A 14,522-nucleotide genomic window follows, 5' to 3' on the forward strand; every position below is an offset into this window, starting at 1 on the left:
TGCCAGTTAGTTCATCTTATTTGATTTTGATTTCCAGTTCATCATTCTTGGCTTCCTGCAAATCATCATAGACCTTATCTGGTTTACCACGAAGTTTTAATACCATGGACTCCGGATGGTCCAACAGATTGCTACTGAAAGAATACATCATTCCGTCTTCCGTTCCGCTCCCGCCTACCATGGATAACTTGGTCTGTTTCCCGTTTTTAGTGGTAGTTACAATCTCGAGAGGCTGAACGACCTCACTGATCAACAACTTCATTTTGTAATCGATCTCTTGCTCCGGCTCAAAAACAAATCTAACCCGAGTAACAAGCGGTGATAATTCCACTTCTGACAACATAACTTCATAACCCCCAACGGTAAACGTACGATTAACGTTGAGGATTTCCGTTTTGGGGATAGAGAATTTAGGATCCAGCGCAAAAGAAAGATTCATTTTTTTGGAATATTGATACTTCCGTTCCTTTTCCCCGTTTTCTGAATATTCCACCACATCTGGAACAACGGAAGAAAGCTGGAACTGAAGATTCACTTGCTCAGGCAGCGGTTTATTTCGATTACGCTCAATTGTATTCCGGCCATAAATGGTATGCTTATCCTTCGAAAAATGTATACCTCCTATATTTCCGTTATCAAGGACATAACCTGTTCTTGCATCCGTCATCTTGGTATTGACTATCGAATAAATCTCTTGCGAAGCATCCGTCTTGGCGGTATACAATACGGTTATCCTGTTCTCATCTGCCATAACCGCATTCACGGTAAACTGATATATGCCCGATGTAACCGTCCGATCCACAAGTTGCACATAACCATGATTGAGCGTTGAAGTAATCGTAGCACGGTCCATATCCGAAGTTAGCAGGCCACGAAAGGGCTCTAGCACTCCCCAATGGGTTACAGGCTCAGTATATGTTGCCTGCTCTTGACCATAACTCCCAAGCGGACCTAAGAGAAACCAACCCGCGGCCAGGGCCGTGACCAGCACTGCTGTAATCCATTTGATATGAACGGTCCTACCTGATCGTTTTGTTCTGCCCTTCGCGAGACCACGTTGAATCGCAACAGTCGTATCCGCCGGATTCCATTGCTGTTTCTCTCTTTTTACCTGATATGCATCTGCAAGAAGTGCTTTCTCCTCCGGGTTAGTGGTCATGCCAATCCCTCCTGTTCTTCATCAACTTGCGCAACTGTTGGAGTCCCTTGTGCTGCCAGGTCTTGATCGTTCCTTCCGGTTTGCCGAGGATGGAGGCAATATCCGTCAGTGTCATGTCGTTATAATATTTTAGCAATAATACATGGCGATATTTCGGTTTCACCTTTTGCAAAAGAGATTCCATAGCGATTCGATTATCATCAACGCTAATCATCCAAGATGCCGGAATGCTGTCCTCCATATCCTCCTTCGCCAGAGGTGTCGCCCGCTTGCGGCGCCTCTGTTCATCGATGCAGACATAGATCAGAATTCGAATGATCCAAGATTTGAACGCCTTCTCATTGTTCAGCGTACGACGTTTGATCCAAGCACGGCACGTCATCTCCTGCACAGCTTCCAGCGCATCTTGCCGGTTACGCAGATAACTGTAAGCAATAGAAATGAGCGTATCTTGATGTTCCATAATGGATTGCACAAAATCCGTCTCGTCTTCGGTCTGTACATCCCTCCTTCTCTCTCTTTCTGTGGTATAAGACGGGTGAGTGAAGCAAACGGTTTTTAATATTTGTTCATTATAAAAAGCCCCGCCATCATCATGAGGGAGCTTGATTACCTAGCAAATCGGCCGCCGATATACTGAATTACACACAAGCATGAACAATCCAAGATCAACTAACTTATAGGTTCCCGGTGACTTCGATCCCGTCAGCCAATTGCAGATGATTTCTCACCCAAGTGGTGAACTGATTCAAAAACATCCGTAATTCTGGCTCTGCAACCACCTGTTGATCCAGCTCTGATAAAATCCCCACCCACACTTCCTTCGTAATCGGATTCTCCCAGCAGGGATCAAGAGCCTTCATCTCTTCTCCAGTTCGCGGGTCAGTTAAGGGAAATGCGCGATCCAATGCAGGACGAATATAGTCAAAGTCTTCATTATATATGAACAGCATGTCTTCCATCTCTACTTCAACCGATTCTTCTATGTATAAAGGGGATAAAACAAAACCCACATTCCGCTGTGGACCTTGATACTGATATATGAGCGCAGGAATTGTTCTCTTTGATTTGTTAGTCATATATGTTCCTCCTGTTTCAGGCAAATCTTCTACCGATCAGAGTTCAAACCAGATTAAACCACCATCAACCTGGCTGGTTTCTCGCTCCATCTGATGCATCCAGCTCCGCGCCTCTTCACCCCAGATATGAAATAAACAGTAGATATACGACTCCCCATCCACAATCTCTTCTAATCCGGATGCCTCTTCTATCCACACTTCAAGGGCTCTAGGCCAGGAAGGATCTTCACGTTTCAATACAAAGCTGTTGGCTTGGTGTTCTAAGCTGTACATGTTGGTAAACGTTAATACACTTGCCAAACGCTTCACAACTTCAGGTAAAATCGCAGGTTCCGTTGCTCTAATCCCATATTCCCAGCCCATATGTACAACCTCCTTCAGACTTCGTTCGCTCCAGATTGTTGCTTTTGTTCATGCATTTGATGGATTGAACGATCCAACCACAACTCATACCAGTCCAGAAAATGTAATCGATTCGTATTGCCCCAATACTGATCAGGATAGATTCCATTGCGGTTAGCCCGGTCATCAACCCAGATCTCTCCGTAAGAGGCTCCCTTAACGATCAGATTCATGGAGATGCCACAGCCAAAATCACTGATGCGCAGCATGCCTGCCGACCATTTTGGATCAAAATATTCATGTTCCAGCGCTTCCCATTCCTCTTCTTCCTTGCTGTCATCGAACCAGTCATAGTTCCAGTTCCATGCTTCCGTGAATTGAAAAGGGTCCGAGATCGCATTCAGCTCATCATCATAACCCAGCACAGCGTATACGCCGTCATCCGGGTTTTCCAGACCATAATAAGGTCCTGTACCACCGGTTCCCATATGAAGAAGCCATACCTTATAGTCCTCCGGCAACTCAATTCGCCATTTCTGTTCAAATTGCGTAATATCCTTCTGGGTCCACACAGACGCCATTTCATATTCATGGTTTTCTGCGCCAAACAGCTCCAGATCCGGGTCCAGACTTCGGAGAGTGATCAACTTTTCACGCATACGTTCCAGTTGTACATTGTACATGGCTTACTTCCCTCCTTTGCTACTCCATTACGTTTGTTCCACGGCGTACCCGCGTTGCTGCAACTCACCCAGTGTGGCTGCCACATCTCGCTCAGGACACAACTGCTTAATCAGTCTGGCGGTCACCGGTTTTCCTTCATATACTTCAGCTACGGCTTCCAACGGCAGATCCGGCAAGTCATAGTACCCTTTGGACCAATCAGCGTAATCTTCCGGGTTCTTCTCCACATATCCCAGCAAAAATTCTGCGCCACCTCTAGCGTCCACTTTGTCTTCCTCGGCCATCGCCAGCTGAATCCAGTTACCAACCTTCCATGGCAAGTCGTTCCCTTCCTGCCATAGGCAAAAGGTCACATCCTCCAGATCCAACGTTTCCTCCTGATCTCGGAGAACAGTCATCAAAGTCTCCGGCACTTCATCGTACATGCCCGGGTAGATCTCACCATCCTCACGAGCATGTGGGCTCAAGGGTGACTCATGATCAAATCCTTTGATCAACGTGCCTGAGTTCGTAAACAATACATGCAGATGATCACCTGCGCCGTTATTGATGCTTCCCCATGCCACACCTGGCTGAAGTTCAGCTTCATAATGATGTACGCGTAGCCATTCTTCCTCCGAAAAGATGATATCCAAAGCAGCGAGTATTCTCATTTGTTTACGCAGGGCATCTGCATTCATCATCGTTATCTCGTTCCATTCCTGCATATGAATCCCTCCTGTTTGTATATGTACACTATATCCGGATTAATTCATCCAGCGTGTTATTTCCCTGAATACTTGGTGTCATGACAATGGTGATCCGACTGGCTTCTCTGGAGATGATACACGCATAATTTCCGGGCTTTAACTGAAACAGAACCCCTTCACACGTCTCATCCGGCTCCAATTCATCACCAGTGACATCATCCGCCGCTCCCAGATAGACGTGCCCAGACGGAACTTGCAGATGATACACCTTTTCCCGTTCCGCTGTGTGATCTGGATCTGAATCCTCCTCTACATCCTCCAGGCTCCATTCCACCTCATACACTCCATCCGCTCCCAGATTCAAGAACAGACAATGCCCTGCATTCACCTCAGCCAGCTCATCCACTGGAATGGACCACCAGTCGGAAGTATCCTCAAGCCGATGTTTTAACGCTGCCAGATCATACAGGCACAATGTTGCCGTATCTGTAACCATTTGAAATGTTCCTCTCATATTCACCCGTCCCTTCTGTCTGATCCAGGTCTGACCTCAGAAATATATTCCATCATTATATCAAGCCTGATACACGTGTAAAAGGAACCCATGGACCATCTCTGCTTGCGCAACTCTTCATTTCTCGCTCCAAATGGTCGATATAAGCATAACTGACTTTTTTTGAACCTGATGGAGGAAGCCAAGCCATGTCAATTAACAATAGAAAAGAACCCTTTCGCTACACGTTGAAGGAACCAATCCACTTTGAGATCTATATTCTCAGCATCAACGGGGTTAACGCACCCGCCAAACCCATTCAGGCCGAACTCTGCGATATCAGTCGATCCGGCTGTCAGCTGTCATTTCCGCTGTCCCTGCCTGTAGAGAATAACGATATTCGGATTGGAATGAATATGCTGCTCTTTGAAGACCCTCTATATATGGAAGGCACTCTCCGCTGGGGTCAAGAAAAAAATACCTCATGGCATTATGGTGTTCAACTCGAAATGCAGGATGGGAACCAGGACCGTCTCTCTAGAGAGATGCGAATGCTTGCAGGACAAGGCAAAATTATTGTGAAATAGTTAGATGCCATATAGCCTGATAACAAAAAAACAAAAAAACAGCCCAATCAAATTGGACTGTCGCAAGATGAAACTCTTTATGCCGCTTTACTAACTGTCGCTGGTTGTTCCATTTTGGACCAGTTCACGGTTTTTTCAAGAACCAGTGAGACCAATACCCCTATGACGAGACCATTACTTATGATCGGAATGAGGTACATGGGCAAAGTTTGAAAGGCCTCAGCAGGAATATTCATGACCGCAACTCCCGTGAGGACCGGCAGCGCTACACGATAGATCGTTTTAGAATTAAACGTTGTACCTTCAAGCGTTCTTAGTGCCGTGCCGAACATCTGAAGATAAGCCACGAACAAAACCGCACTGCCGACGCTTGGTGGTATTTGTGCAAAAAATGCTGTCACTGAAGGTGTAAGCCCCATCATACATAACATCCCCGCTCCAATAATCAAGGCAGCACGACGCAGAATGCGAGTACTCTCCAGGAACCCGATTGATGATGCAAATAAACCAAAGGGCAGCACACCTACACAGGCTGACAACATCGTGAACAGACCCGTTAGCGCATAGGAATGCCTATACTGACGACTTGTTGTTTCTGTCCGGTATAGTTTCTCAACTGTGCTTAATGTGGTGATCGAATTCGTCATGTTCACCAGTCCCACGAAAAATGCAGTAATGACAATACCCGGTTCCCATCTGGGTGCTCCCCACGGAAACAGTTCGAGACCAGCCGGGGCCTGATTAGGCTGTCCGCCATGTTGTCCAGGAAACAACAGACTATAAGCGATCCAGCCTGCTACAATCCCAATCAGGATCGCGTAGTTCCCCAGTTTCCCCCTTCCCTTTAATTGAATCCATGCCACCAAAAATGCAATGACAACGGACAATGCGGCAACAGGCAGATCGAAGCGGCCAAACTCCGTATATCCAATCATGCCTTTGAAAAAATTCATGGTTAATTGAATCGTCATTAGAAACAACATGGCACTCTTCACCATAGGTGTGAACAGCTTTTGTAGCACTTGCGCTGCTCCCAGCCAACCCAGAATCACCATCGTTAGTCCCGCTAACAGAAAACCTGCAGCCAACCCACCGCCAATACGCTCCAGACTCATACCGGCCGATGAAGCAGACACCGTCAAACTTAGCGTCAATCCCCACCATAACCCTGACGGACCATCCATAATCGCATATCGATGACCAAATACGGCTTGAAGAATACACACTGCTCCGGTAAGAATAAATGCGTGCTGCATCGACGCAGCTATAGCATCAGGAGACAGATGAAAATTATGTCCAATGGATAGCGGAACAACAACGGTATTGGTAAACAGGTAGAAAAACCACTGTATACCTGCCAAAATCAGTGAAGATACGTCCTTCATATTCTTTTGTGAAAAATGCTCTTGATGTCTGTTCATTCGTTTGGAATATCCTTTCACTGTCTGTATCATAAATGTACAAGCCTTTTCAGACTTGGGTTAATAGTCGTTCCATCTCGGCATACCGATGCCGGCTCGCATGTGCAAGCGGTGTAATCCCGTCCCGATCCGCAATCTTTGGATCTGCACCATATTGCAAAAGCAAGACAACAATCTGTTGGTGACGCGGCCCACCATCCCCCAAAATGACCGCTTCCAGCAAGGCTGTCCATCCCAGGTTGTTGATATGGTTCACATCCACATCACTGCGTGTCAGTAGAAGCTCCACGATGTCCACATGGCCCCGATCCGCTGCCGGGATAAGAGCTGTGCCGCCAAAACGATTCGTTAACTTCGTATCTGCACCTGCTGTAATCGCCAATTCGACCATGTTATACATACCCTCAGCACTCGCGTATAACAGCAGGTTGTCCAATCGTGCATCCTGAAGGTTAATGTCGGCTCCGGCGTCCACTAACACCCTTGCCGTGTCTATCTTGTTACCGTGCACCGCAGCCAGCAGAGGTGTCCGCCCCAATGCATCCCGTTCGTTCAACCGGTTACCCTGTTGTGTGATAAATCGAATGACCTCATCGGTATGGCCCGCTTGAGCAGCATCATGTATTGTTTTAACCACGTTGTTTTATCCTCCAATTCAAGGTCTTTCTCATGCAGTAATATTGATATAGAAACCAAACCCTGTTAGTCAGGTATGCAAATCTAATGTATGGTAACATAAGATCGTAGTATATTAAAAATACATGTTTTGTTGGCTTTCCATACGAATTACATATACATTGCAAGCGAAGGAGAACAATCACTTGGATATCAAACAATGTCGCTATTTCATTGCCATTGCTGAGGAGAAACAGATTACAGCAGCAGCCCGAAGACTTCACATGGCTCAGCCACCCTTAAGCCAGCAGCTTAAGTTAATGGAGGAAGAGCTTGGTGTAATTTTGTTTGAACGCAAAGGACGTATGATGGAGCTAACGCAGGCGGGTCGCAGCTTCTATGATTATGCGGTTACCTTGACCAAATATATGGAGGAAGCTGTAATGGAGATGCAAAGTTTCCGTCATGGCATCCGGGGCAAACTTGCGATCGGCATCAATACCATATCGGATCGCCTGATCCCGCAAGCACTGCAACAGTTTCGCACCACCCACCCACAGGTTACCTATAAAATTCAACAAAATGAATCTGCGCAATTATGCCGATTGCTGGAAGATGGCAAAGTTGAACTTGCCTGTGTACGCATGCCCGTCCAGACAGAACGCTATGAGGTGTTGCACCTGCCACAGGAGCGACTCTTTTATATTTCTTCGACACCGCTGGAACACCCGTCAGAAATGGAGTTAGCAGCGGAGATGGGGACTTACTTCGAACAGCTTACAGGTATCCCTCTACTGCTTCCAAGCACAGAAGGACTCGGTATGTTCGAGCTAATCTTGGACAAGTTCCGGGAGCATCAGGTTACTCCCTCCATCATGGGTGAGTGCTCAGACATTAATATGTTGCTCGAGCTGGTCCGACTCGGCTTCGCCAGTTCCATCGTGCCTCATACGGTACTGCAGCTATACCAAGAGCACCCTTTCCACGTATATTGCATTCAGGATCAGCATTCCACGGTTGGCTCGGCGCTGGTCTGGCTACAAAACCGCTATCTGTCCAAGCCTGCACAACATTTTGTGCAATTGGTGCAGGATATGCTTCCCGTGTAAAAGCTATAAGCAAAAAAACAGCAGCTTTACCGGATTACACTCCGGTGAAGCTGCTGTTTCATTTTTTATGGTTAAGCTTTAGCTGTAAACAACAAGTCTTTTTCTTTGATCGTAGTGCGACCAGCAGATTCAATGGACTCATACTGATGCATATTTGTAATAATAACAGGTGTAATCGTCGTGTAACCGGCTTTTTCGATCTCTTCCCGGTCAAACTCCATCAATACATCACCTACGGTAACCTTCGCACCTGCTTGAACTTTAGGAGAGAAGAATTGACCTTTCAGCTTCACGGTATCAATCCCGATATGAATCAACATCTCTGCGCCTGTATCACTTACCAGACCAATGGCATGTCCACTCTTCGATAACGAGAATACTGTACCGTTGATCGGAGATACAACACGTCCCTCAGATGGTTGAATCGCGAATCCTTTACCCATAATCTCTTCAGAGAATGCAGGGTCTGGAACTTCGCTCAGCGGTTTAACTTCACCTGTGATCGGGCTGAATACTTGCTCATCTTGTGCTTTTGCTTCTTCAGTTACAACAGAAGTCGTTACTGCTGATTTTGCAGGCTCAGCTGCTGGTGCTGCTGGCTCAGTTGCATTTTCTTCTTGGAAGCCCAGGATATACGTAATGATTGCTGCAGCTACGATGGCAATCAAACCACCAACCAGAGCATAAATCAAAGTGCTAATTGCTGGACTGACAAATGCCGCAATACTCGGCAGACCTGCAAGTCCTGTAATAACATAAGATTTAACATTGAAGATTCCCATAAATGCACCAGCAATAGCACCCCCGCTGAGAGCTGCGATAAATGGTTTTTTGAACTTCATGTTGATACCATACATCGCTGGTTCCGTGATCCCCATAATAGCCGTAAGACCTGTGGAATAGGCAAGGGATTTGGTTTTGCTATTTCTCGATCTGAGTCCCACCCCAAATGCTGCGCCACCTTGTGCAAGGTTAGCTGCAAACATCAGTGGAATAATAAAGTCGTAACCCAGTGTTGTCATTGAACCTACAACGATTGGCAACAACGCATAGTGCATACCCGTAATGATCAGCAGTGACATCGTACCACCAATCAGGATACTTGCGAAGATGGACATGTTATCGAACAACCATGAAATACCACCAGACAAACCATTACCAAGAACAGTACCGAGTGGTCCTACAGTCATCAACGTCAGAGGAACCATAATTAAAAGGGTAACTGTTGGAACAATGAGTAACTTAAGTGAAGCATGTATAACACGATCAACGGCTTTCTCTACATATGAAGCAATCCAAACTGCCAGAACAATCGGAATAACTGTAGAAGAATACGTTGCCGCTATGACTGTAATCCCCATAAAGGATGAGTTGTGACCATCTGCCAGTAATGCTGTAATGGTCGGGTGCATAATGCCCGCAGCAAGCGCCGCAGCAATATACATATTACTACCCAGCTTACGTGCAGCACTTATCGCCAGAATGATTGGCAGGAAGTAGAATGCACCGTCGCCGATTGCTGACAAAATGATGTAGGTTGAGCTGGTATCGGACAACCATCCAAGTGCGACCAGGATCGCCACGATCCCTTTGATCATACCTGCACCCGTAATCGCAGGCAGGATTGGTGTAAACATACCTGAGATGAAATCGAACAGCGCACTTATTGGATTTCTCTTTTTCTTTTCCCCAGTTGAAGCACTTGATGTTGCATTATCTGCGTTTGGAGATTTGGACATGTTGCCAACAAGTGCGTTATACACGATAGGTACATCGTTACCAATGATGACCTGGAACTGTCCACCGTTCTCCATAACACCCATAACGCCTGGTGTATTTTTTAGCGTCGCTTTGTCCGCTTTTTTGTTGTCATTGAGGTTGAATCTGAGTCTTGTCATACAGTGTGTGACTTGATCGATATTCTCTTCGCCACCAACAAGCTTCAGTATATCCTTGGACAATTGTTGTGTATCCATTGTGTTTTGCTCCTTTTATGTGTAATGAAGGTTAAAAAAAAACCTAAACACTGAATAATGACAAAGCAGAAAAGCTTATCATTATTCAACGTTTAGGTTTTGCCTTTTTAGCAGTAACAATCCTAACTTTATTCAATTGTTTGTTCATTTCTGACAACTCGTTCAATATGAATGGTCAGATACAGTATTTCTTCCTTGGACAACACCCGATTATAGATCTTACGCGTATAGTCACTGATCCTTACTGCACATGCATGTGCTTCCGGATACTGCTTGCTCACCAAGTCATGAAGTGGATTATCTTCTTCTTTATCTTCAATCGCCATTCCTTGCAACACACGTTGGGCAAAGAACTTCAGATGAGTTAAAAATCGATAATAACTCAATGAATCTTCATCAAGTTCGATCACAAAGCTACGTCTTACAATGTTAAGTATGTCCTTAACGATGTTCGTAATACTGATCGTTTCCCTCATCTCACCGTTCATCTGGGCATTAACCAGATGCATTGCAATGAATGCGCATTCGTCTTCGGGTAACAGGACACCTAACGTTTCCTCAATAATCTGTAGCGCCTTGAGTCCAATGGCATATTCCTTCCGGTACATGCGCTTGATCTCCCAGAACAATGCGTTACGGATCTGCAATCCTTGACGATGTCGATCAATGGCAAAATGAATATGATCCGTCAGTGAAATGTAGATGCTTTCATGCAGCTTCTCACCTAACACCGTCTCGGCATAACGGATAATCTCATCCGAGCACTCGACATATTCAACCGGGATATCAGACAGAAGTGTTTTGAGTTTCTGTGATACTTCCTTACTTTCAAGCGAGAATATTTTTTCGACGAGACTCTCGTCAATCGATTCACCAGTATGCTTTTTGAAGGCAATTCCACGTCCCATAACGACCAGTTCGTTTCCTCCCGGATCAATTACGGTAACTACGTTGTTGTTCAGCACCTTCTCAATTTTCATTTCTTCACATCACCTTGCACCGTCAAAGTAGTAAAAGGCAAAACCAAAGCAGGTCACGAGATATGCCCTGCTTCTGGTTTTGCCTGATTGAACAGTAACAATCCAGTATTCATTAGCCTTAGGCCCATCTTACCATATAATTATCCATATGACAATGTTTTTGTGAAAGCGGTTAATGTGCATTAATGTGACATAAGAAGGTGCGTGTACAACCATGCTTTAAGAACTAATATTTACTCGTTGTTGTTCTTAAGACTTGCGCCATTCGTACCAATAACTTCTTTGTACCAGTGGAAAGATTTTTTCTTGTAACGATCCAGTGTTCCTGAACCGTCATTGTTGCGGTCTACATAGATGAAACCATAACGTTTCTTCATCTCTGCTGTTGAAGCACTTACCAGGTCAATACAGCCCCATGACGTGTAACCCATCACTTCTACGCCATCCTCAAGAGCTTCGCCCACCTGTACCAGATGGTCATTCAAGTATTGAATACGGTAATCATCGTTCACCGTTTTATTGCCATTTTCGTCCGTGATCAGCTCATCAACTGCTCCCAGACCATTTTCGACAATAAACAATGGTTTTTGATAACGGTCCCAGTATTTGTTCAGCGTTACGCGTAGTCCTTGCGGATCAATCTGCCAGCCCCACTCGCTCGCTTTGAGATAAGGGTTTTGCACACCTGCGAACAGGTTTCCTTTTCCTTCAACCCGTTTCTCCTGATCACCTGTCTCACAGATACTTACATAATAACTGAACGAGATAAAGTCTACAGTATGCTTCAGAATTTCAGCATCGCCATCTTCAAACTTGATATTGATATTATTCGCTTTGAAATAACGATTAATGTATTTCGGATAGTAACCACGTGCATGGATATCAGCAAAGATATCATTGCGCTGTTCCGCATGCATCGCTGCAACCACATCATCCGGGTTCGGAGTTAACGGATACGTAGGCATGCTCAGTACCATACAGCCGATTTTCGCTTCAGGCATAATTTCATGACCCAGTTTCACAGCCAAGGCACTGGCTACCAGTTCATGATGGATCGCTTGGTACAGATCCTGTTTGGACAGTTCTGCTTTTGGCGTGTAGATCCCACCACTCATGAATGGTTCCTCCAGGATGGAGTTGATTTCATTAAACGTCAGCCAGTATTTAACTTTGCCTTTGAAACGGTTGAACAGCACTGTTACATAACGCTCGTAGAAATCGATCATTTTACGGTTTACCCAGCCATCATACGTTTTGGACAAATGCAGCGGTGTCTCATAGTGAGAGATCGTTACGAGTGGTTCAATCCCGTATTTGTGGCACTCATCGAACAGGTCATCGTAGAATTGCAGACCTTTCTCATTTGGCTCCATTTCATCACCTTTAGGGAAGATACGGGACCAAGCGATGGATGTACGGAACACTTTGAAGCCCATTTCAGCAAACAGTTTAACATCCTCTTTGTAGCGATTGTAGAAATCGATCCCGATCAGTTTCAGGTTATCCTCTGTAGGACCTTCCGTTCTAGGCGTTGTAATCCCGTGAGGCATGACATCTTGAACAGAAAGACCTTTGCCATCTGTATTATAAGCTCCTTCAAGTTGGTTGGCTGCTACAGCGCCGCCCCATAGAAAGTCTTTCGGAAATGGTGTAGTCATATCAATCATTCCTCTCATTATTTATCACTATAATAGTTTGGTTATAAAACTTAGTTGGTTGGCAATTGTTCCAATCGTTGTAGAATCAGCTCCAGCTGAGCACCTGTAACCGACTTCGATGACTCAAATTGATCTTTGGACATACCGGACATAATACCGGCTTTGGCACTATTCTGAACGGCTTCATAAGCCCAATGCTTATCATTCAAATCCTTGAACAATACTACAGTTGACTCGCCTGCAGCATTCCAACCGCGACTCGTCAAAATATGGTCTACGATCACTGCCATCTGTGCACGTGTTACTTCCTCTCCCGAGGCAAACATCTGATTGCTGACACCTTTCATCAATCCTGCCTTGGTCACTGTCGCAATGGCCTGACGAGCCCATTCAGGAGCAGAATCTGTGTACGGGTAAGCAGATTCGGATACTTCAGGAAGATTTAACTTGTTGGCAAGCACGAGGGCGATCTGCGCTCTTGTCACAGGCTCCGTTGGTTTTGTTCCATGCTCTATGTTACCTCCATCCTGTTCCCCTGAAGTCCCTTTGCTTAGTTGGAACAGGTCGGCAAGTACTTCTTTGTTGTCAAAAGCCGGTACCCATGACCAATGCTTCATGCCACCGTACAGTCTTTGGCTATCCATGTATGCATCGTCATACAGCATCATATTGACATGCTTGGCTCCAAGCTCAGTCAAAGCCTGATAAGCCAAAGAGCTTGTCCGGCTGTCAGTGGTTGGATCATTTTGGGCATGCATAATCCATACTGGGACATCCACAATATCTTTCAGTTCTTTTTTGAATGCTTCTACAGATCCGGTGTAATCCGCTACCGTATCCTTGGCCGCTACAATAATCGCTCCAGCAAACAGATCGGGATATTGTGTCAAGAAACGGAAGGCACCACCACCGCCACTGGAAACACCAGACAGATAGATTCGATTCGGATCAACTTCACCTTCAGCAACCAGCTTCTGAATCAACTCATACTGCGCCACGAAGTACGCCTGCATCTGGGCCAGTTGCTGCGGGTTATCATAGATTTTGAAGCTGTAATTCTCAGGATACTGTACGGCCAGTACGGAAGTATCATACCCTGATTCCGTCCAGACTACAGCTCCACGATTTGCAGTAAGATGGCTGCGCCCGTCCGTACCAACTTCGCCACCACCATGGAGCCATACCATGAGCGGCTTTGGTTCTTCGGACGTGCTTCGTTTCAGTTGATAGGACAAGTTCGCACCATTACTGCCTGTAAATTGTCCGTTTTCAAACTCATCGACCGTACGAGTTTTGACTACATTTACATTTTTATCGTCAAAAGAAAGTTCAGGATACGCCTTGCTTGTGACTGCAAATGCCGACTTAAATCCACCTGGATATTTAAAAGGCTTTACCGCCATATGGATGGTATGATCCGTAATTGTCAATTTTATTCCGTCATCTTCATACTCATTCTGTATGATCTCTTCCGCTTCATTTAAAGGATAGCCATCATAATTGCCAGTAATTTCGAAGTCTGAAGCTTTCAGATTCTGATATTTCTCCGGATTCGCTACAGTAATGTCAAAGGACTCTACCATCTCTCCAGGATCACCAACATAGGTATTGGCCTGGATTCGAGTAACCTGGGTGCTTTCCGCACCAACGGTGGTTGGCCAGATCACACTCAGACTTAGTGTCAGGGCAAGCATCCATCCCATACTTTTTGTGTTCATACTCCATCTTTT

Annotated in this window: 15 protein-coding genes; 2 read left to right on the forward strand and 13 right to left on the reverse strand. The window is 45.5% G+C overall.

What is annotated here, in order from left to right; translation table 11 throughout:
- Positions 1-16 precede the first annotated feature (16 nt).
- The 7 genes from MKZ13_RS22850 to MKZ13_RS22880 all read right to left on the reverse strand — a co-directional run bounded on the left by MKZ13_RS22850 (position 17) and on the right by MKZ13_RS22880 (position 4,467).
- Positions 17-1,159, reverse strand: coding sequence for a DUF4179 domain-containing protein (locus MKZ13_RS22850; RefSeq protein WP_336765107.1), 1,143 nt, complete (start codon positions 1,157-1,159; stop codon positions 17-19).
- The gene (locus tag MKZ13_RS22855) at positions 1,149-1,622 is read right to left on the reverse strand and encodes a sigma-70 family RNA polymerase sigma factor (protein ID WP_339178442.1); all 474 of its coding nucleotides are present in this window, start codon (positions 1,620-1,622) and stop codon (positions 1,149-1,151) included. The genes MKZ13_RS22850 and MKZ13_RS22855 overlap by 11 nt, the downstream gene beginning before the upstream one ends.
- 214 nt (positions 1,623-1,836) lie before the next feature.
- On the reverse strand, positions 1,837-2,238 hold the full coding sequence (locus MKZ13_RS22860) for a hypothetical protein (RefSeq protein ID WP_339178444.1): 402 nt from the start codon (positions 2,236-2,238) through the stop codon (positions 1,837-1,839).
- A 36-nt stretch (positions 2,239-2,274) separates the two neighbouring features.
- Positions 2,275-2,601, reverse strand: a complete 327-nt coding sequence (locus tag MKZ13_RS22865; RefSeq protein WP_339178447.1) for a hypothetical protein — start codon at positions 2,599-2,601, stop codon at positions 2,275-2,277.
- 14 nt (positions 2,602-2,615) lie between these two features.
- Positions 2,616-3,263 (reverse strand): SMI1/KNR4 family protein, encoded by a 648-nt coding sequence (locus tag MKZ13_RS22870; protein WP_339178449.1) that lies wholly within the window; start codon positions 3,261-3,263, stop codon positions 2,616-2,618.
- Positions 3,264-3,290: 27 nt separating this feature from the next.
- Complete coding sequence (locus tag MKZ13_RS22875) at positions 3,291-3,971, reverse strand: hypothetical protein (protein ID WP_339178452.1); 681 nt, start codon at positions 3,969-3,971, stop codon at positions 3,291-3,293.
- 28 nt (positions 3,972-3,999) lie between these two features.
- Positions 4,000-4,467 carry a DUF6386 family protein gene (locus MKZ13_RS22880; RefSeq protein ID WP_237177123.1) on the reverse strand — a complete coding sequence of 156 codons (468 nt, stop codon included), beginning with the start codon at positions 4,465-4,467 and terminating at the stop codon, positions 4,000-4,002.
- Positions 4,468-4,655: 188 nt separating this feature from the next.
- Between MKZ13_RS22880 and MKZ13_RS22885 the strand changes: the two genes are divergently transcribed.
- Complete coding sequence (locus MKZ13_RS22885) at positions 4,656-5,033, forward strand: PilZ domain-containing protein (RefSeq protein ID WP_036617371.1); 378 nt, start codon at positions 4,656-4,658, stop codon at positions 5,031-5,033.
- A gap of 77 nt (positions 5,034-5,110) precedes the next feature.
- On the opposite strand, the gene MKZ13_RS22890 is transcribed toward MKZ13_RS22885, so the two are convergent.
- Together MKZ13_RS22890 and MKZ13_RS22895 are read right to left on the reverse strand one after the other, a co-directional pair.
- A complete protein-coding gene (locus MKZ13_RS22890) occupies positions 5,111-6,454 on the reverse strand; it encodes a uracil/xanthine transporter (protein WP_339178456.1) in 1,344 nt (447 codons plus the stop codon).
- A gap of 49 nt (positions 6,455-6,503) precedes the next feature.
- Positions 6,504-7,091, reverse strand: a complete 588-nt coding sequence (locus tag MKZ13_RS22895) for an ankyrin repeat domain-containing protein (protein WP_339178458.1) — start codon at positions 7,089-7,091, stop codon at positions 6,504-6,506.
- Between the two features lie 184 nt (positions 7,092-7,275).
- On the opposite strand from MKZ13_RS22895, the gene MKZ13_RS22900 reads away from it, so the two are divergent.
- Positions 7,276-8,178: a LysR family transcriptional regulator gene (locus tag MKZ13_RS22900; RefSeq protein ID WP_339178460.1), complete on the forward strand. Its 903-nt coding sequence runs from the start codon at positions 7,276-7,278 to the stop codon at positions 8,176-8,178.
- Positions 8,179-8,249: 71 nt separating this feature from the next.
- Here the strand turns inward: MKZ13_RS22900 and MKZ13_RS22905 are convergent, their stop codons facing one another.
- The 4 genes from MKZ13_RS22905 to MKZ13_RS22920 all read right to left on the reverse strand — a co-directional run bounded on the left by MKZ13_RS22905 (position 8,250) and on the right by MKZ13_RS22920 (position 14,510).
- Positions 8,250-10,154, reverse strand: a complete 1,905-nt coding sequence (locus MKZ13_RS22905; RefSeq protein ID WP_221824500.1) for a beta-glucoside-specific PTS transporter subunit IIABC — start codon at positions 10,152-10,154, stop codon at positions 8,250-8,252.
- A 128-nt stretch (positions 10,155-10,282) separates the two neighbouring features.
- Positions 10,283-11,134, reverse strand: a complete 852-nt coding sequence (locus tag MKZ13_RS22910) for a PRD domain-containing protein (RefSeq protein WP_145323608.1) — start codon at positions 11,132-11,134, stop codon at positions 10,283-10,285.
- Between the two features lie 233 nt (positions 11,135-11,367).
- Positions 11,368-12,798 (reverse strand): glycoside hydrolase family 1 protein, encoded by a 1,431-nt coding sequence (locus tag MKZ13_RS22915; protein WP_336765139.1) that lies wholly within the window; start codon positions 12,796-12,798, stop codon positions 11,368-11,370.
- Between the two features lie 44 nt (positions 12,799-12,842).
- Entirely contained in the window at positions 12,843-14,510 is a 1,668-nt protein-coding gene (locus MKZ13_RS22920; RefSeq protein WP_339178463.1) for an S-layer homology domain-containing protein, read from the reverse strand.
- Between the last annotated feature and the right edge of the window lie 12 nt (positions 14,511-14,522).

The organism is Paenibacillus sp. FSL R5-0701 (assembly GCF_037973995.1).
Taxonomy (GTDB): domain Bacteria; phylum Bacillota; class Bacilli; order Paenibacillales; family Paenibacillaceae; genus Paenibacillus.